This is a genomic window from Photobacterium kasasachensis, assembly GCF_050336885.1.
Taxonomy (GTDB): Bacteria; Pseudomonadota; Gammaproteobacteria; order Enterobacterales; family Vibrionaceae; genus Photobacterium; species Photobacterium kasasachensis.
The window spans coordinates 1-18,960 of sequence record NZ_JAKJSH010000008.1 but is presented as its reverse complement, the minus strand read 5'-3'; the positions used below and the strand labels follow the sequence as shown (position 1 = coordinate 18,960).

Here is an 18,960-nt window from a genome sequence, read left to right as displayed (position 1 = left end):
ATTTCTTTTAGATGACAATTATATGACAGCCAGTACGAGTGAGGCCAACACTCCTTTCGATTCCTTGGGCTAATCTATTAGAGTGACATAAAATTGCAATAAAAGGTCATTAGTCTTAATGATTTATGACTATTAACTGATTTCATTGGCCGTTCTCCCGTTGCTTCTGGACAGATATTGCACATGCTCACATAATGAACAAGCCTACTGCGAATAAGGAAGTCGTTATGAAGCACCTCGTTATTACTGTAATTGGTAAAGACCGACCAGGCCTGGTTGAGACCCTCTCAGACACGGTATACCAGAACCACGGTAACTGGCTGGCCAGCAGCCTTAGTAAACTTGCCGGGCAGTTTGCCGGTATTTTGCAGATTGAAGTCGCCGACCAATATATCCCTGTATTGAGTCAGAGCCTGTCGAAGCTGGATGGGTTGCAAATCCATATTGTCGAAGATGACAGCAAGGCCGTTCCGGTCACCACGCTGCACAATCTCACCGTCACCGGTAACGATCGTCTCGGCATCGTCAAAGAAGTCACCGCCAAGCTCAACCAGCTTGGGATCAATATCAATAAGCTCAAAACTGATACCCAAAGCGCACCTAACTGGGGTTACCCGATTTTCTCGGCAAATTTTCAGCTTGAGCTACCATCTGAGCTGGCCCTGGAGACTGTTCAGGATGAGCTGGAACAGCTGTCTGATGATCTCAATATTGATGTCGACGACAACTAAATCGGTAACAACTAACAAGAGGCATAACTTTTAGCCCATAGCTTATCTAATAGGAATACAATGAGTACGGAATCTCTCTATATCGAAAAAGAATTAAGCTGGCTATCATTTAACGAACGTGTACTTCAAGAGGCGGCAGACAAATCCGTGCCGCTGATTGAACGCGTCCGTTTTCTTGGAATCTTCTCCAGTAATACCGATGAATTTTATTCAGTTCGCTTTGCCGATGTAAAACGCCAGATACTGATCAGCCAGGAACAAGGCGGCGATGACAGTGCCAAACAGCTACTCAGCAAAATCCAGAGCCGTGTCCTGAAACTCAACCAGGACTTCGACAGCCTCTATAACGAGATTTTGCTGGAAATGGCACGGCGCCATATTTTCCTGGTCAATGAGCAACAGCTCGACGAGCATCAGCAGAACTGGCTTCGAAAATATTTCCGCAATGCAATTCTGCCCCATATCACGCCCATCCTTCTCACACCGGATATCGATCTGCTTGAATTTCTCAAAGACGAATATTCTTACCTGACCGTCGAAATGCAGCAGGGAGAAAAGAAGGGCCATGCCCTGATCGAGATTCCGACTGATCAGCTACCGCGCTTTATCCAGTTGCCCGAGGCGAAAGGGAAAAGACGCAAAACCCTTATCCTGCTTGATAACATTATTCGTTTTTGTCTCGACGATATCTTCAGCGGCTTCTTCGAATACGACAGCCTGGCCGCCTACTCGATGAAGATGACCCGGGACGCCGAATACGATCTCAGTCTGGAAGTGGAACACAGCTTGCTGGAACAGATGTCTGAAGGTCTGAACCAGCGCCTCACGGCCATGCCGGTTCGCTTCGTCTACCAGCGCGATATGCCAGGCGATATGATTGATGTCCTCTGCGGGCTGCTGAAAGTCTCCAGCTATGACAGTATTATTCCCGGCGGGCGGTACCATAACTTCAAGGACTTTATTGGCTTTCCCAATGTCGGTCGCAACTATCTGGAAAACAAGCCCCTGCCGCCGATCCAAAGCTACCACTTCTCCTCTGCCCGCAATGCCTTTGACGCCATCAAGGCACAGGACATTCTGCTGTACTATCCGTACCATACCTTTAACCACATGACCGAGCTGGTTCGCCAGGCAGCCTACGACCCCAAGGTCCGTGGTATTAAAATCAATATCTACCGGGTGGCCAAAAACTCCCGCATCATAGAGTCGATGATAGATGCCGCCAATAACGGCAAACGGATAACCGTCGTGGTCGAGCTGCAGGCCCGCTTTGACGAAGAAGCCAACATCATCTGGGCCCGCCGCCTGACCGAAGCCGGGGTCCACGTTGTCTTTGGTGTCCCGGGGCTGAAAATTCACTCCAAACTGTGCCTGATCACCCGGCGCGAAGGTGACAAGCTGGTTCGCTACGCCCATATCGGCACCGGTAACTTCCATGAAAATACAGCACGACTCTATACCGACTTCTCGCTGATGACCTGTGACGACGAAATTACCAATGAGGTGCGGCAGGTCTTCGGGTACATCGAAAACCCTTATCGCCCGGTTAAATTCCATCATTTAATCGTCTCGCCGCGTAACTCCCGCTCGCGACTGTATGATTTGATAGACAGGGAGATTGCCCATGCCAAGCAAAACTTGCCATCGGGTATTACACTTAAGGTGAACAATCTGGTCGATAAAGGTTTGATTAACATGCTTTATCAGGCCAGTAGTGCCGGTGTGAGCATTAAACTGATCATTCGCGGGATGTGCTCCCTGATCCCCGGCATCAAGGGGATCAGTGAAAATATTACGGCCATCAGTATTGTCGACCGTTTCCTCGAACACCCGCGTGTGGTGGTATTTGAGAACAACGGCGATCCGGACGTGATGATTTCATCGGCCGACTGGATGACCCGTAACATCGATAATCGAATAGAAGTCGGCTGTCCGATCCGGGATCCGGCACTGAAAATGAGAATCATCGATATCCTGAATATCCAGCTAACCGATACGGTCAAGGCACGGGTTATCGATAAAGAAATGAGCAACCAATATGTGCCCCGGGGTAACCGTCGCAAGATCCGTTCACAAATTGCGATCTATGATTACCTGAAGCACTCCGAAAAACAGCTCAGAAAAAAAGCTGAGAAAGCGATGGTTAATAATGATTGATAATCCACGTCCACGCGAGATAGCGGCTATCGATATTGGCTCTAACAGCTTCCACATGGTTGTTGCCCGAGTGATCGGGCAAAGCCTGCAAATTATCAGCCGCCATAAGCAGCGAGTTCAGCTAGCCTCCGGACTCGACGAACACCACAACCTCAACCAGGCCGCGATCCAACGCGGCCTCAACTGCCTGGCCATGTTTGCCGAGCGCCTGCAGGGTTTCGAGCCGGAAAATGTCCGTATTGCTGCCACCTATACCTTACGCCAGGCCCAAAATGTCCATGTGTTCCTCAAGCGAGCCGAAAGCATCATCCCCTATCCCATCGAGATCATCCCGGGTACCGAAGAGGCCCGCCTGATTTATCTCGGCGTCGCCCATACCCAGCCGGAAAAAGGCCGCAAGCTGGTGATTGATATCGGCGGCGGTAGTACCGAACTGGTGATCGGCGAAGATTTCGATACCCACCTGCTCTATAGCAAACATATGGGATGTGTCAGCTACAACCAGCACTACTTTGCCAAAGGGAAAATCAGTGCCAAGAACATGGCAACAGCGAAGCTGGCTGCCCAGCAGAAAATGGAAAGCATTGCCAACCAGTACCGCAACAAAGGCTGGCAGTACGCCGTTGGTTCATCCGGCACCATCAAGGCGATCCGGGAAGTCCTGATCGGTCAGGGCTACAATGACGGCATTATCACCGGCAAACGTCTCGGTCAGCTGACTGACAAAATACTCAGCGTCAAAAATGCCGACGAGTTAGATTTACCGGGGCTGAGCGATGATCGCAAACCGGTTTTTGCCGCCGGTGTTGCCATCCTTGATGCGGTTTTCAGTTCATTGAAAATAGACGAGATGCGTTTTTCCGATGGTGCGCTTCGTGAAGGGCTGCTGTATGAGATGGAAGACCGGTTTCGCCACAGCGATATCCGCACCCGTACTGCCGATGCGATGGCAGCCCAATATAACGTCGATATGGCTCAGGCCAAGCGGGTCAAGGACACCGCCGAATATCTCTATAACCAAATCGAGCCACAGCCAGGGCTGACCAAATCTGAGCTGCTGACACTGCTGGGCTGGGGTGCCTTGCTCCATGAGGCCGGGCTTAGCATCAGTTATCCCGGGTTCCATCGCCATTCCGCCTACCTGCTGCGCTTTAGTACCATGCCGGGATTTAACCTCGAGCAACAGACAGTGCTGGCGACCCTGGTTCGCTTTCAGCGCAAATCTCTCAAACTGGAAGAGATGCCTGAGCTCAGTATCTACAAACGTAAGCACCTCTACCCGCTGATCCGTACCTTGCGCCTTGCTGTGGCGCTTAACGGCCAGCGTAATGAGGAGCCGCTACCGGACATCATGGTCGAAGCCAACAAGGAAAGCTGGCAACTTACGCTACCAGAAGACTGGGAAGCCAGTAACAAGCTACTGGCTGCTGATTTACGGCAGGAACAAGAGTATTGGAGCAAAGCCGGCTGGCAGTTGGCCATTAGCTCTTAAGCTCTGGAACCCTTAAGCTTGGGTTAGTCTGGCTGAGCGCTGTCGCTCAACCCAAGCTGCGCCAAATCAGCCGAAACGATGGCAGCTGAAAGCGGGACATAGCCGTCTTTTTCAACCATATCCTGGCCAAAGCGCGAAAGGATGAACTTAATGAACTCGGCCTCCAATTGCGGCATTGGCTTGTTCGGGTGCTTGTTGACATAAATGTACAGGTAGCGCGCCAGCGGATAACTGCCGTTAAGCGAGTTTTCAATCGAGGCTTCAACGTAGTCTCCGCCCTCTTCCCTGGCAACAGGAATAGCCCGGATCCCCGTGGTTTTATACCCTATGCCCGAATAGCCAATAGAGTTCAGGGAGCTCGATACCGACTGCACAACTGATGCAGAGCCCGGCTGCTCGTTAACATTATTACGAAAATCCCCCTGGCACAGGGCACGCTGTTTAAAATAGCCATAGGTGCCCGATACCGAGTTGCGGCCAAATAGCTGAATATCACGATGAGACCAGTTTCCTGTCAGGCCCAACTGTCCCCAGCGGGTGATCGGCTCAGTGCCACCACAACGCAGCGTTCGTGAATAGATAGCGTCAAGCTGGTTAAAGCTGATCCCCTGCAACGGGTTATCTTCATGAACAAAAACAGCCAGCGCATCTATCGCCACCCTGACAGCCGTCGGCTTATAGCCGTACTCATGCTCAAACGCCTCGATTTCCTTGGCCTTCATCATCCGGCTCATCGGCCCGAGCTGAGCGGTCGCCTCGGTCAGTGCCGTCGGGGCCGTTGACGAACCTGCCGCCTGTACCTGTACATTCACATTCGGATACAGCCGCTTGAACTCTTCTGACCAATAGGTCATCAGGTTGGCAAACGTATCCGAGCCAACCGATGACAAAGTGCCGGAAACACCGCGGATCTTATGGTACTCAGCCAGTTCGTCATCGGCCGCAGTAACCGCCAGACTACCGACCAGGGCCAGCAGATATCCAAGTTTACGGTACAGGCTTGTCATAAGTTCAGGTATTCCCTCTCAAGGTAGTGACAACGTTAGAAACAGCAACGACAAAAGCGGCCCGAGGGCCGCTATCTTCAATACATTTTGCTCGCAGGGCTAGGCCGCTTCTGCCACTAACCTTTGCGGAAGTGTAAAGGAGAAGGTACTGCCTTCACCGACAACACTTTCAATTTCCAGCTGCGAATCATGATGGCTCAGGGCATGTTTGACAATTGCCAGCCCCAGGCCGCTACCGCCCGTCTCCCGCGAGCGGGCCTTGTCCACCCGGTAAAAACGCTCTGTCAGGCGGTGAATATGCTGCGGCTCAATACCCTCACCGCTATCAGTCACTTCCAGACGGGGTCCGGCAGAGGATAAATACCAACGCACCGATACTTTGGCATTTTTCGGAGTGTGTTTCACGGCGTTATAGACAAGATTAGAAATCGCGCTGCGCAGCTGGTCTTCATCGCCCAATACTTTCAATGATTTATCAATATCAAAACTAAACAGATGCTCATCGCCCCCGCTCAGGGAGATGGCTTCTTTTTCAAGAATATCAAGCATAGACGGCACATCGATGGTCTCTTCCAACTCAATATTCGGCGCCGCCTCGATTTTGGACAGGGTCAATAGCTGCTCGACAAGCGAGTTCATCCGAAGCAGTTGCTCTGTCATGACGCCGTGCGCCTTATCCCACATTGGGCCAGCCAACATTTCCGGATCTTTCGACATCTCGAGGTAACCCTGCAGCACCGTCATCGGTGTTCGCAGCTCATGGGAAACATTGGCGAAGAAGTTGCGGCGCATGCCCTCAAGCTGCTTGACCTGCGAAACATCCCGCACCACCATCAGGTACTCACCCTCGGTGTAATGCATGATCCTCAGCTCCAGCGTGCGGTCATAATTGAGCGGCGAGGTGATTTCCAGCGGGGTATCAAAAGACTGTTTCGCCAGGTAGCGAACAAAGTCCGGACTGCGTAGCAGGTTACTGATAGGCTGTCCGGCATCGTCCGGCCAGCGGAACCCCAACAGGTGCTGGGCCAGCTTGTTACACCAGACGATATTGCCTTCACTGCGAAAGACAACGACCGCATCGGGAAGCGACTCCGCCCCGTTGCGGAAGCGGCGGATCAGTGTTGCCAGCTCTTTACGACGGCGACGGTTACGTTGCTGCAGGCGGTAAATACCGTTGAACAAAGGCTCCCAGCTACCCGAGCCGGAAGGGGGGGTCAGGCTACGCTCTTTCCACAGCCAGTCGGACATTTTCAGCTGATTATGAAAATGCCAGATCAACTGGATCCAGGTCGCCACCAGCAAAAACCAGGGCATGTATCCAAAAACCAGACCCAAACCTACCCAGGGCAAGTAGAAAAACGCCAGTTCCCAGACCAGCTTTTTCCACGACAGCCGTTCAACCATCTACCACTCCATCTTAACGGAAGCTTTCGCTCGCTCCCGTGTATGTTTCAAGCTCAGTACTTATTGATTAACCACGACTTACAGACGGGTGGAGAACCGGTATCCCGCGCCACGCACCGTCTGTACCATTTTATCGTGTCCACCGGTTTCAAGGGCTTTTCGCAGACGACGAATGTGGACATCGACTGTACGGTCTTCAACGTACACATTGGTTCCCCACACATTGTTCAGCAACTGTTCGCGGCTGTAGACACGTTCCTGATGGGTCATAAAGAAATGCAGCATCTTAAACTCAGTCGGCCCCATATCCAGCGGCTCTTCGTTAGACGTCACGCGGTGAGAAACCGGATCCAGCTTCAGGCCATGTACATCAATCACATCATCCAGCGAAGTGGGGGAGACGCGGCGCATGACGGCCTTCAGGCGAGCCATCAGCTCTTTGGGTGAAAACGGCTTGGTGATATAGTCATCGGCGCCGACTTCAAGGCCACGGACCTTGTCTTCTTCTTCACCACGGGCCGTTAGCATGACCACCGGGATCTGACGTGTCATTTCATCACGCTTAAGGTGTTTGATCAGGTTGATTCCCGAGCCACCAGGCAACATCCAGTCCAGCAGCACTAGCTCTGGATAAGGTTCACAGATTTTTTCCAGCGCCGTATCATAGTCCTCGGCCTCGATGGCCTCATATCCCTTTTGTTCGAGAACGAAACACAACATCTCGCGGATTGGTGCTTCGTCTTCTACTACAAGAATCCGTCTTACCATAGTGATCTATACCTAGTCGTTGTTGTCTGTCGAGCGTCATTATGTGTTCTTATTATGACACTTTTGTGACCCGACACGATAAAAGCGTCGCCCTGTGTTTAACATTTATGAATGCAACGACTCTCTTATCGTGCCATATCGACACTTTCTATATCAGTGCCTTATCAATCTTCCGCCTAACCTCTGATAGCAATCTTGCTTCTGCCGCCCCCCTGTGCCTCGACGGCAACCTGCACCCCGATTCGTTCAACCAGGGTGCCGACATGAGAGATCACCCCAATTTGACGGCCATCCGCCTGAAGGGCATCAAGGCAGGCCAACGCCATTTCGAGGCTATCCGGATCCAGTGTACCGAAGCCCTCATCAATAAACAGCGATCCCAGTTGGCGGGTATCGGCAGCCAGTGATGCCAGCGCCAGTGCGAGGGCCAGAGATACCAGGAAGCTTTCACCGCCCGATAACGATTCTACGCTCCGGATCTCATCCCCCATATCATGGTCAATCACCTGCAGTGCCAGCGGGCTGCTCGGCACAGGCTGCAGCGCATAACGCGGGGCGAGATCCTGCAAATGCTCGTTTGCCAGGATCACCAACTGCTGCAGAGTCAGCCCTTGGGCCAAGGTACGGAATTTATTGCCGGTGGCCGAACCGATGAGCTCGCTCATCTGTAGCCACAGCTCGGTTTGCGCCTGTTGGGTCACCAACTGCCGGGTTAGCTCACCCGACTGCTGTTCGGCTCTTAGGCTTTGATCCAAACGCTGACGTTGCTGGTAGTACTGTTCATCGAGTTCAGTTTTTTGTTGGTTCCAGCCAGCAACCAACTGCGCTTGCTGTGCCATCCCCTCCGCCGAACCATACACCTCTACACCAAGTTCATTGAACCATTGATGTGAAAGTCCAGCCAGTTCCTGATGCTCAACAACCGCCAGCTCACGCTCCGCCAACACCGTTTGCGCCGATGCCAGTGCCTGTTCAATCTGTTTTAATGCTTCACGCTCACGTGTTAACCACGCTTCATCTTTGCTCAGATAATCTGTCAGCTGCTGTTCACTCAGCTCAAGCTTTTGCTGCCAATCCAACCAGCGCTGAACCAAGACTTTGTGTTCACCTTCAGCATCGACCTGCTGCTTCCTCACACTATCGAGCGCCGCCTCTGCTGCAGCCTTAGCCTCCGCGGATTTACGCTGGACCACATGTACTTCGTCCAGAGCCTCTTGCTGGGCAACCAAAGCCTGTTTTTGTTGCTGCTCTAACTGCTGTAAATTTTGCTCACCGACCAAGGCTACCCGACGCAGCCAGATCTGCTGAACCTCGCCTTTCAGCTGCTCGACTTTCCCAGTGAGTTCCGAACATTGCTTCTGGACGTTTTGCAATGTGGTTTCCAGTTCGGCGATTTGAGGTGCCAGCTCAGCTAACTGCCGCTCAGTATCCACCAGCGCCTGCTGATTTGCCGTAAACTGCCGAACCTCAATATCCAACTGCTGGAAAAACTGCTCTGAGCCAAGTTGCTTCAGCTGATCTAGCCATATTTCACTGCCATATTGCTCGCTTAAAGCACTCGCACGCGCCGTAAGAATGCCCTGCTGTACCTTGGCTTGGTCATCCAATGACTGCAACCGCTCCAGCCATTGGGCCGAGTTTTTGGCCAAGGCATGTTGCTGCTCTTTCAGTCCGGCTTCCTGCTGCTGAAGGTGTTGCAACTGCGTCAGTAACTGTCGGCCTTGCAGGATCTGTTGCTGACGCTGTTCACCGCTTTGCTGCAAGGCAGTTAACTCATGCATTGCCTGCTCGACATCCTGCTGCCATTGCACGAGCTGCCGGTTCAGGGTTTCGGCATCACTTTCCAGAGGCAGGCGATCAGACACATCCAGTGAACTCAGTACCGCTTCGTACTGGCGGTAAAGGTGTTCAACTTGGGTATCAAGCCGCTGTCGTTCATTTTTCATACCATCAATTCGCTGCTGATCTTTCAGGGCGACTTGTTGCAAATGGCCTCGCTCGGCTTGGCCATCCTGAAGCTGCTTGGCCAAGGCATCAAGACGCTGTTGCTGGACCTGCAATAACCCATCAACAACAGGGTTATCAGTGGCATACGGGTGGTCATGAGAACCGCACAACGGACAGGCATCGTTCGGTTGTAGCTCATTACGGTAATCTTCCAGGTTCATCACCGCACGACTTTGCTGCAGCGTGCGCTCAACTTCTTGGTGCTGTATCGTCAGTGTATCCAACTCAGGCGTGAGAACAGCCAAGCGTTGCTCCGCCAGCTTGATCCCCGTCTGTAGCTCATGCTGCTCTACATGTATCTTGTCAGCCTGCTGTAGCAATGATACCCACTCTTTGGTACCCGAGATGGCCTGTCGCAGTACATCCCGTCGCTGCTGCGTTTCCGCATACTGGCTACGTCCTTGGGTTTGCAATTGCTCAAGCGCAACCAAGTCAAATTGCTGGCTTTGCACCTCACAATCAGCCTTCTTGACTAGCAGGCTTGATAATTGTTCTTCGATATCAGCTTGTTGGCGCCCATGATCTTGCTGGGTAGCTTCAATATGTTGTTTTTCTTTGTTTAGTTTTGAGCGTTCACGGTGAGCTGAAAGGTACTGTTCAAGGTTATCTTTTACCGATGCATATTGCTCTGCTACCGCTTTGAATGCCTGGTTCTGTTCAAGAGTAATCGACAGCTGTTGCTGACGCTGCTGATGCATTAGCTGTTGTTGCTGAATCTGCTGAAGTTGCTGCTGCTGAGCCGAAGCAGACTCATTGCGATGCTGTAGCTCTTTTTCGTGCTCACTTAACTGCGCGCGCAAACCGTCAGCTTGCTGATCCCACTTCGCTGCCTCTTTTAATTTGGGCTCTAGCTGCTCCCACTGCTGCCGGATCTGGCTCAACGAACCCTGAACCGTTGTCGCTTGCAAATCAGCTTTGGCTAACTGCTGTTTCTCAGTCGATAACACCGTCTCGGCCTGAGTCAACGCCTGTGCCAGCTTGTCCAACTGTGATGTCATCTGTAGCAGCAACGAAAAGTCACGGTGCGCTGGCTGCACTTTTTCAATCAATGCTAATTGTTCATAGCGAGGGTGAGCGTCGGCTTCCTGCTGCTTGGCTTGTGACCATTTCACTTGTGCTTCCGCAACCCGCTCTGCAATCACTTTTTCTGTTTTCAGCGTTTGCTGATGCAGCTTGAATTCATTTAGCTGTGCCTCTAGCTGCTGCACCTGCTGTTTTTGTTGTTCGATTTGCGCAATCAGCTGTTGCTTGTCTTCATCCGACAACACGGCTATCTCACCCAGTTTTTCCTGTAACTGAGTCAATTTTTGTTTTTCATCTCTTGCCCGCTCATAGGCAGCAACAGATAGTCGACCATATACTTCGCCTCCCGTCATTCGCTCAAGTAAAGCGGCACGCTCATCGGCACCGGCTTTTAGGAACGCGGCAAATTCCCCCTGTGGCAGCATCACAGCACGACGGAACTGCTCAAAGGTCAAGCCGACCAGACGTTCAATTTCCGCTTGTAGCTCTTGCTTCTTGCCTGCAAACCGCTGGCCGGTTTCCAGGTTTTCCAGCCACTGTTCCGATGCCTGGATCCGCCCCTCGGCACGGCCCCGGGCACGGCGAACATGCCAGTGTGCGCGCCAGTGGCTACCGTCATTGGCGACGAAATCAACCTCGGCAAAGCCTTCAGCCTTACCGCGTGACAGAATACTGCGGACATCATTAGCCTTAATGCGGCTGGCATCGTCATCACGGCCAATCTCGGCATCATTTTTCTTGTTCGACTGCAATCGGGGAATGCGATCAAAGAGAGCCAGACATATGGCATCAAGCAAAGTGGACTTGCCGGCTCCCGTCTTGCCGGTGATGGCAAATAGCCCGGCGTCACCAAGACGCCCATGGGCAAAATCTATCTCGAATTTATGTTGTAAGCTGGCAAGGTTCTCGCCGCGTAGCGCTAGAATTTTCATCGTTATTATTATCCCACAACTCTATTCAGTTACCGTCTCGCTGTCTTCCAGCTGGCCAAGCAGGCTCTCAAAAGCTGCGGCCATCGCTTCATCCGGCTCGCCGTCATACTTTTTCCCCCAGCTCAAGGCAAACACCTGCTGCGGCGAAACATCTGACAGGCGGCGGTGGCGCAGATCATCCTGTCGCTCCTGCTGCTGGTAGTGCGGGGTGATTTTGGCCAGCCTAATCGCTTTTCCATCTAGTGCGGCGAGCACTTTTTCGCGCAATAATGCCCGAGGCTTATCAAGACGGACATGTACCTCGAGAAACGGCTGCTGCTCGCGAGGGAGATCATCGACCTCCAGAGCCTCAAGCTCTTCCAGCACCTGTTCCAGCGGTGCCGGAGAACGCGGTACCTTGAGCATGTCCACTGTGCGCGGAATCGTGATCGGCTCAATCCCGGCCACTTGGTCGCCATCTAGTTCTACGACCACGACCTGATGCTTGTAGTCCCGCTCAGACATCGACAAAGGCAATGGTGAGCCGCTATAGCGAACATGCTCTTGCTTGGCGACCTTCTGCGGTAAATGCAGATGTCCAAGGGCAACATAGCTAATATCATCGGCAAAAATCGACGCCGGCAGGGCATGCTGGTTTCCCCCCAGTACACGGCGCTCCGACATCTCGGATAACTTGCCGGAAGCCATAAAGGCATGACCCATTCCTATCAACGCCTGATTGGTACTTTTCAGCTCCCGGGCGGCCTGGGTCATTTCGGCATACAGGGTTTCAACGCCCTTGATCAGACGGTCATCCTCTTCGCTGAGATCATCCGACCTCAAATCCGCACTGCGCAAAAACGGCACCGCCAATACCCAGGCAGTCTGCTCTCCCGATTTATTGCTGATCGGCACCAACATCCGCTGGTGATCCAACTGACCGTCTTCACCACGGTGAATCCCACCCACCATGTGCAAGTCAAACGCTTTCAGCAGCTCATGCGGCGCATCAAGCTTGCTCGGCGAGTCATGGTTACCACCTATCATTACGACATTCAGCTGGGGCATAGTTTTTGCCAGTCGGGCCATAAAGCGATAGAGCATTCGCCAGGCACTTGCCGGCGGGTTTGCGGTATCAAAAATATCGCCCGCAACCAACAGCGCATCGATCTGCTGTTGCTCTAGCGTTTCAGCCAGCCAGTCCAGAAAAGCCTGATGTTCATAGTCACGGCTATAGCCATGTAGCTGATGGCCAAGGTGCCAGTCGGAGGTGTGGAGGATCTTCATTATTGGTGTATATGCCAGTCAGGAAAACTGGATTGATTGTATCGCAATTTTCACCTTGCCCCACCCAATCGCTGATAGAAAAATTGCGACAAAGACAGTGCAATGCAATAAGATTGTCAGCCAAATGCACAACCGAGGATTTGTAACTACCATGATGTGGTTTAAAAACATACTGACCTACCGTTTTACCCGAGAGATCGACCTCAACCCTGATCAGATTGAAAAACAACTGGAAGAGTTCCGCTTTACCCCTTGTGGTAGCCAAGATGTCCAAAAGTTTGGTTGGGTACACGCGCTGGGTAAGCATGGTGATATGTTTACACACGTAGTAGGCGACAACATCCTTGTCTGCGTACGTAAAGAAGAAAAAATGCTGCCTGCATCAGTCATCAAGGAATCCCTTAATGCCAAGGTTGAAATGCAGGAACAAGAGCAGGGTCGCAAGCTGAAGAAAAGCGAAAAAGACACCATCAAAGATGAAATCGTGATGGACTTACTGCCACGCGCATTCAGCCGTCACTCGCAAACCTATGCGTTGATCATGCCGAAAGAAGGCTTCATCATCGTTGACGCGGGTAGCTACAAAAAAGCGGAAGACTTATTGGCCCTACTACGTAAATCAATTGGTTCTCTGCCAGTTGTCCCTGTCACGCCAGAAAAGCCTGCTGAACTGACCATGACAGAATGGGTACGTTCAAACACCTCACCAGACGGCTTTACCATGGGTGAAGAAGCTGAACTTAAAGCCATTTTGGAAGACGGTGGCGTGATCCGCTGCAAACAGCAAGACTTAAGCTGTGATGAAATTCTGGCGCACATCGAAGCCGATAAGCTGGTCACTAAACTGGCCCTGAACTGGCAAGATCGTATCGACTTCGTCCTGGAAGCGGATCTTGGTATCAAGCGCCTGAAATTCTCTGATGAAATTAAAGATCAGAATGAAGATATTGACCGCGAAGAAGTCGCAGCACGTATCGATGCCGATTTATCATTGATGTGTGGTGAATTCTCGGCCTTCCTACCGAATGTTTTCGATGTACTGGGCGGACTGGAAGCAAAAGATTAAAAAACGAGATGGTATAGGCGAGTTCCGAGGGCCATTCTCTCGAAACTCGCCACTTCTTACTCGCTTCTCGATATTCATTCTCGCCTCTCGACACTTTAAACTCGCCTCTTTAATCCGTTTTCGTTGCCTTTGTGGTAGTGATCACAGTAAAATCCCGCCTCACATCCGTATCCCCTACTGATACGGCCTGATTTGGAATCAGACACTGGAATATAAGAGCTATGTTTAAACCTGAATTGTTATCGCCTGCCGGCAGCCTGAAAAACATGCGTTATGCATTCGCATATGGCGCAGATGCTGTCTATGCTGGCCAGCCTCGTTACAGCCTTCGTGTACGTAACAACGAGTTCAACCACGAAAACCTGAAAATCGGTATCGATGAAGCCCACGCACAAGGCAAAAAGCTTTACGTGGTCTGTAACATTCAGCCGCATAACTCTAAGCTTAAAACCTTCATTCGTGACCTGAAACCTATCGTCGACATGGGCCCTGATGCCCTGATCATGTCAGACCCAGGTCTTATCATGATGGTGCGCGAAAACTTCCCGGAAATGCCAATTCACCTGTCTGTACAGGCTAATGCCGTTAACTGGGCAACCGTAAAATTCTGGTCAACCCAAGGTGTTGAGCGCGTTATTCTGTCTCGTGAGCTTTCTCTGGAAGAAATCGAAGAAATCCGTGAGCATTGCCCGGAAACTGAGCTTGAAATCTTTGTTCACGGCGCGCTATGCATGGCTTACTCCGGCCGTTGCCTGCTATCTGGTTACATCAACAAGCGTGACCCGAACCAGGGTACTTGTACTAACGCTTGCCGCTGGGAGTACAAAACCGAAAAAGCGACCGAAAACGATGCGGGCCAGATTGTTGAAGTTCAAGATGCTGCTGCGGTACAGGTTCAGGAAGTTGATGAGCGTCCTGACAATACGCTTGGTCTGGGTAAACCGACAGACGAAGTCGTATTGCTGAGCGAAGCTCACCGCCCAGAAGAAAAAATGGCGGCTTTCGAAGACGAGCACGGCACTTACATCATGAACTCAAAAGATCTTCGCGCGGTGCAGCACGTTGAGCGTTTGACTAAGATGGGTGTTCACTCCCTGAAAATCGAAGGCCGTACCAAGTCGTTCTACTACTGTGCCCGTACGGCACAGGTGTACCGTAAAGCGATCGACGATGCCGTTGCTGGCAAAGAGTTTGACGAGAGCCTGTTGGGTACGCTGGAAAGCCTGGCGCACCGTGGTTACACCGAAGGCTTCCTACGTCGCCACACTCATGATACTTACCAAAACTATGACTACGGTTATTCTATCTCTGACTCCCAGCAGTTTGTTGGTGAGTTCACCGGTAAACGTCGCGGCGATCTGGCCGAAGTCGAAGTGAAGAACAAGTTCGTTGTCGGTGACAGTCTTGAAGTCATGACACCGAAAGGCAACGTGATCTTCAACCTTGAGATGATGGAAAACCGCAAGTCTGAGTCGATTGATGATGCGAAAGGCAACGGTCACTTCGTCTTTATCCCGGTACCTCAGGATATGGTTCTGGATTACGGTCTGCTAATGCGCAACCTCAATACCGGTGAGAATACCCGTAACCCTCACGCACCAAAAGACAGTAAGTAATCGTTATGGCACTACTTATTACCAGTAAGTGCATTAACTGCGATATGTGTGATCCCGAGTGCCCTAACGAGGCGATCACCATGGGCGCAGAGATCTACGAGATCGACCCAGATCGATGCACTGAATGTAAAGGGCACTACGACAAACCGACTTGCCAGTCAGTTTGCCCGATCACCAATTGCATTATTACCGATCCGGAGCATGTCGAGACAGATGACGAACTACTCGAAAAGTTTGTCACTCTACAAGGTCTTGCTTAATCACTCAGGTAAGCAATATAGAAAAAGCGCCATACGGCGCTTTTTTGTTTTCCAGAACCAACAATTATCTCAGAGCAGCTACTTTCGCAGCAGGGCCAGACATTGATCAGGTGGTTTAGGTGGCTGTTTTTTCTTCTTGGCTACCTTCTTCTTTTTTGCCTTGTCTGACTCTGGTTTAGGTTTCCAAGAAGCCAGCTCTGCACCACAACCATCACCGGCAGGTGGCGCTTTTTGCGGCTTACAGTTCGTGTCACCATCCGGGCAATGTAGCCGGACATGAAAATGGTAGTAATGTCCCCACCAGGGGCGCACTTTTCGCAACCAGCCTCGATCAGTCCATTCTCGTTTACAAAGTTGCTCCTTGATAACAGGATGGACGAATATTCGCGCAACCCGTTCATCGACGGCGGCCAGTTGCACCAGCATGGCCTGCTCTTGCCCCCAGTTTTTCTGGTTAATTTTATAATCCTTGATATGGACCATTGGCAGCGGCTGAACATCAATGAGCTGCTCTTCAGATAAAGGTCCGTCACTCAGCTTGAGCCAGATATCTGCATCCAGACCCGTTTGATGGCTCGCGTGACCAGAGGAAAAACGCCCACCACGTGGCATGGCGATATCACCCACCAGTAACTGGCCGAGTTCAAGCTGACGTGTTTTTTCCGAAAGATCATGAAGAAACTGAATCATGTCCTGATGGCCATAATAACGCCCGCGATGAGATCGCATGACCTGATAGCCATCTCCCTGCAACGGCAAGTTCTCACCACCTGCCAGGCAACCGTTATTATAGGTACCAATAGATTCCGACTTACCCGTACTAGGGGAGCTGATACTCTCCCACGGGCTAGCCACAACAGACTGAAGTGGCAACAACCACAGCAACAATAACCATGCAATTCTCAACGCGATACCCTTGAACTAGAAAAGGTGGAAAAAGTTAGCCTCATGCCATTAGAAAAGCATAGCAACCAATTTTCAGCCACGCCTAAACAACAAAGGCTGCAATAATGCAGCCTTTGGCAAAACAGCGTTTTACTCTGAAATTACTTCATCTGCTGATCAAGGTTCAGAATTGTTAGCGCGTTACTTACACTGGTTGCCAGTACATCCACAACCCCGGAACGCAGTGCGCCCAGCAAGGCCAACGCCTTACTGTTTTCAGCGGCAGTAACGACGACCGTCGGAATATGGCGCAGCTCTTCCATACTCAAGCCAATCACACGATCACTCATCATAGTGTCAGCTTTCTGCCCCTGACTATCAAAGAAGTCATAACCTGCAATATCGCCGACAACGCCCCGGCGAATACGGGCCTCAACAATCTCCTGTGGTGTAAACCAGCCCAGCTTAACCATATGACTGTTCTCGTTCATATCCCCCACCCCGACCAAAGCAACATCCGCCCGGCGGGCACGGTCTAGTGTTTCCTTAACCGTACCGTTTTTCATGAAAGCTTCTTTTACCTTGATGTCTTCAACATACGCTGGCGCATACAAGGTTTCACTGATGCCATCATACTTCTTGGCGAGTTGACGACAGATATGGTCGGCATTAATGGCATTTCCCGAGCGGTGAGTACCACCAATCCCACACACAAAACGACATTTGCGATGCGGTACAACCCCAACATGGTTAGCAATCGTGGCAATGTTTCTGCCCTGCCCCACCGTCACAACCATGTCATCAGTCAGGGTTGAAGCTAGATAACTAGAGACTAAACTCGCGACTTGCTGGCGCTGAGTTTCATCGTCCGGCTGATCCAAAGCAATCAGAGCACGCTTCAGGTTGAATCTTTCTATCAGCTGTTGCTCAAGCTTTTCGCTGAAAACCGGATGGTACTTAACGGTGATCTCAACCACCCCTTCATCACGGGCCCTTCGCAGTAAACGTCCGACCTTAGCACGAGACATCCCGAACTTTTTCGAGATCTCCTCCTGCGTCGCTCCGTCCTGATAGTAAGCAATGGCAATCTCCGTCAGCAGATCGCTATCAACATGTGTATTGTCATTGGTGGTTACTGTCATCACCTTTCCCTTCATGCTCTGCATGCTTTAACCATACAGGGATCTTACCCTGAACCCTTTCCCGGTGCGAGCTGCAACATGCTTTTTACCGTACAACTTTAAGTAACATAGCAAGCTAAAAGCTGATCATTTTTTATCGTCAACTTCCCAGCCAAAATAAAAGAGCTTAAGTCATTGATAAATATCACATAAAATCATGTACAGCTTTTAACCTATTATGCTCCATAAGCTCTATAACCTGTACAGCGTTATAGGGGATATCGTCTTGAAGGCTTGCTAGCACTTTTTAACCATCAAACATGACATGCAAACCAAGTGCTATGGCAACAGATATTGAAAGCATGGTAGGAAACTAGAATGATCTCGTAGAGTATTCTTGAGTGGCAGGCGCCTAGGAGTCTTGCGCACAAGCGGGGCTCATTCGCCCGCAGGGCGAACATATCTTAAAGACGTAAAAAAGCCCAAGCATTTCTGCTTGGGCTTAGTATAAGTGGCGGAACGGCCGGGCTTGCGCACAAGCGGGACTCATTCGACCGCAGGGCGAACATATTCGACAGATGTAAAAAAGCCCCGTCTTTCGACGAGGCTTCTTAATAAGTGGCGGAGCGGACGGGACTCGAACCCGCGACCCCCGGCGTGACAGGCCGGTATTCTAACCAACTGAACTACCGCTCCACACTATTCTGTGTGCCAAACAAAGTCTTACTCTTAAATGCTTTGTTTAGAATATCTTGTGTTATGCGATGCAGATTTTGAACTGAGAAGCGCAGTGTGCGTTAGCACATGAGCATCGCAAGTATCAAAAGATGCAAGCAATAACCAAGATAGGCAAATAAAGCCTGGCGATGTCCTACTCTCACATGGGGAGACCCCACACTACCATCGGCGCTATTACGTTTCACTGCTGAGTTCGGCATGGGATCAGGTGGGTCCATAATGCTATGGTCGCCAAGCAAATTCGTTTATCTTACGTCGCTGACGGAAGATACAATCTTGGAAAGTTAACTAGTTGTTCTCGCGCCTACATTCAAGCGTCTGTGGAGTCCGTAAAAACCCCTTGGGTGTTGTATGGTTAAGCCTCACGGGCAATTAGTACAGGTTAGCTCAACGCCTCACAGCGCTTACACACCCTGCCTATCTACGTCGTAGTCTCCAACAACCCTTCAGGATACTTAAAGTATCAGGGATGACTCATCTCAGGGCT

13 protein-coding genes, 1 tRNA gene and 2 rRNA genes are annotated in these 18,960 nt (G+C 51.0%); 6 read left to right on the top strand and 10 right to left on the bottom strand.

Annotation, left to right across the window (positions count from 1 at the left end):
* Positions 1–227: 227 nt before the first annotated feature.
* The 3 genes from L4D19_RS11900 to ppx are packed head-to-tail and all read left to right on the top strand — an operon-like array spanning position 228 to position 4,380.
* Positions 228–731 carry a glycine cleavage system transcriptional repressor gene (locus L4D19_RS11900; protein WP_428452663.1) on the top strand — a complete coding sequence of 168 codons (504 nt, stop codon included), beginning with the start codon at positions 228–230 and terminating at the stop codon, positions 729–731.
* Positions 732–791: 60 nt separating this feature from the next.
* Positions 792–2,888, top strand: a complete 2,097-nt coding sequence (ppk1, locus tag L4D19_RS11895; protein WP_428452662.1) for a polyphosphate kinase 1 — start codon at positions 792–794, stop codon at positions 2,886–2,888.
* Entirely contained in the window at positions 2,881–4,380 is a 1,500-nt protein-coding gene (gene ppx, locus L4D19_RS11890; RefSeq protein WP_428452661.1) for an exopolyphosphatase, read from the top strand. The genes ppk1 and ppx overlap by 8 nt, the downstream gene beginning before the upstream one ends.
* Positions 4,381–4,403: 23 nt before the next feature.
* On the opposite strand, the gene L4D19_RS11885 is transcribed toward ppx, so the two are convergent.
* The 5 genes from L4D19_RS11885 to L4D19_RS11865 all read right to left on the bottom strand — a co-directional run bounded on the left by L4D19_RS11885 (position 4,404) and on the right by L4D19_RS11865 (position 12,787).
* Positions 4,404–5,387: a PstS family phosphate ABC transporter substrate-binding protein gene (locus tag L4D19_RS11885; RefSeq protein WP_428452660.1), complete on the bottom strand. Its 984-nt coding sequence runs from the start codon at positions 5,385–5,387 to the stop codon at positions 4,404–4,406.
* A 99-nt stretch (positions 5,388–5,486) separates the two neighbouring features.
* Positions 5,487–6,791 (bottom strand): phosphate regulon sensor histidine kinase PhoR, encoded by a 1,305-nt coding sequence (gene phoR / locus L4D19_RS11880; protein WP_428452659.1) that lies wholly within the window; start codon positions 6,789–6,791, stop codon positions 5,487–5,489.
* Positions 6,792–6,869: 78 nt separating this feature from the next.
* Positions 6,870–7,559 (bottom strand): phosphate regulon transcriptional regulator PhoB, encoded by a 690-nt coding sequence (gene phoB, locus L4D19_RS11875; RefSeq protein WP_075763612.1) that lies wholly within the window; start codon positions 7,557–7,559, stop codon positions 6,870–6,872.
* A gap of 176 nt (positions 7,560–7,735) precedes the next feature.
* Entirely contained in the window at positions 7,736–11,521 is a 3,786-nt protein-coding gene (locus tag L4D19_RS11870; protein ID WP_428452658.1) for an AAA family ATPase, read from the bottom strand.
* A 21-nt stretch (positions 11,522–11,542) separates the two neighbouring features.
* The gene (locus L4D19_RS11865; RefSeq protein WP_428452657.1) at positions 11,543–12,787 is read right to left on the bottom strand and encodes an exonuclease SbcCD subunit D C-terminal domain-containing protein; all 1,245 of its coding nucleotides are present in this window, start codon (positions 12,785–12,787) and stop codon (positions 11,543–11,545) included.
* A 154-nt stretch (positions 12,788–12,941) separates the two neighbouring features.
* On the opposite strand from L4D19_RS11865, the gene rdgC reads away from it, so the two are divergent.
* From rdgC to L4D19_RS11850, 3 genes are all read left to right on the top strand, one after another.
* On the top strand, positions 12,942–13,853 hold the full coding sequence (gene rdgC / locus L4D19_RS11860; protein WP_175577522.1) for a recombination-associated protein RdgC: 912 nt from the start codon (positions 12,942–12,944) through the stop codon (positions 13,851–13,853).
* Between the two features lie 221 nt (positions 13,854–14,074).
* The gene (gene trhP, locus L4D19_RS11855) at positions 14,075–15,469 is read left to right on the top strand and encodes a prephenate-dependent tRNA uridine(34) hydroxylase TrhP (protein ID WP_428452656.1); all 1,395 of its coding nucleotides are present in this window, start codon (positions 14,075–14,077) and stop codon (positions 15,467–15,469) included.
* A gap of 5 nt (positions 15,470–15,474) precedes the next feature.
* Entirely contained in the window at positions 15,475–15,729 is a 255-nt protein-coding gene (locus L4D19_RS11850; protein WP_075763607.1) for a YfhL family 4Fe-4S dicluster ferredoxin, read from the top strand.
* Between the two features lie 78 nt (positions 15,730–15,807).
* Here L4D19_RS11850 and mepA read toward each other — a convergent pair whose 3' ends face one another.
* The 5 genes from mepA to L4D19_RS11825 all read right to left on the bottom strand — a co-directional run.
* Entirely contained in the window at positions 15,808–16,635 is an 828-nt protein-coding gene (mepA, locus tag L4D19_RS11845) for a penicillin-insensitive murein endopeptidase (protein ID WP_428452655.1), read from the bottom strand.
* A 140-nt stretch (positions 16,636–16,775) separates the two neighbouring features.
* Positions 16,776–17,756 carry a sugar-binding transcriptional regulator gene (locus tag L4D19_RS11840; RefSeq protein WP_075763606.1) on the bottom strand — a complete coding sequence of 327 codons (981 nt, stop codon included), beginning with the start codon at positions 17,754–17,756 and terminating at the stop codon, positions 16,776–16,778.
* 598 nt (positions 17,757–18,354) lie between these two features.
* Positions 18,355–18,431: transfer RNA gene (locus tag L4D19_RS11835), tRNA-Asp, on the bottom strand.
* Between the two features lie 162 nt (positions 18,432–18,593).
* A 5S ribosomal RNA gene (rrf, locus tag L4D19_RS11830) occupies positions 18,594–18,709 on the bottom strand.
* Between the two features lie 115 nt (positions 18,710–18,824).
* Positions 18,825–18,960, bottom strand: a 23S ribosomal RNA gene (locus L4D19_RS11825); the annotation flags it as partial.

Coding starts and splice junctions, on each gene's coding strand:
- phoR (WP_428452659.1), bottom strand. CDS start 6,791: ATGGTTGAACGGCTGTCGTGGAAAAAGCTGGTCTGGGAACTGGCGTTT.
- L4D19_RS11850 (WP_075763607.1), top strand. CDS start 15,475: ATGGCACTACTTATTACCAGTAAGTGCATTAACTGCGATATGTGTGAT.
- rdgC (WP_175577522.1), top strand. CDS start 12,942: ATGTGGTTTAAAAACATACTGACCTACCGTTTTACCCGAGAGATCGAC.
- L4D19_RS11870 (WP_428452658.1), bottom strand. CDS start 11,521: ATGAAAATTCTAGCGCTACGCGGCGAGAACCTTGCCAGCTTACAACAT.
- ppx (WP_428452661.1), top strand. CDS start 2,881: ATGATTGATAATCCACGTCCACGCGAGATAGCGGCTATCGATATTGGC.
- L4D19_RS11865 (WP_428452657.1), bottom strand. CDS start 12,787: ATGAAGATCCTCCACACCTCCGACTGGCACCTTGGCCATCAGCTACAT.
- ppk1 (WP_428452662.1), top strand. CDS start 792: ATGAGTACGGAATCTCTCTATATCGAAAAAGAATTAAGCTGGCTATCA.
- L4D19_RS11840 (WP_075763606.1), bottom strand. CDS start 17,756: ATGACAGTAACCACCAATGACAATACACATGTTGATAGCGATCTGCTG.
- L4D19_RS11885 (WP_428452660.1), bottom strand. CDS start 5,387: ATGACAAGCCTGTACCGTAAACTTGGATATCTGCTGGCCCTGGTCGGT.
- L4D19_RS11900 (WP_428452663.1), top strand. CDS start 228: ATGAAGCACCTCGTTATTACTGTAATTGGTAAAGACCGACCAGGCCTG.
- trhP (WP_428452656.1), top strand. CDS start 14,075: ATGTTTAAACCTGAATTGTTATCGCCTGCCGGCAGCCTGAAAAACATG.
- phoB (WP_075763612.1), bottom strand. CDS start 7,559: ATGGTAAGACGGATTCTTGTAGTAGAAGACGAAGCACCAATCCGCGAG.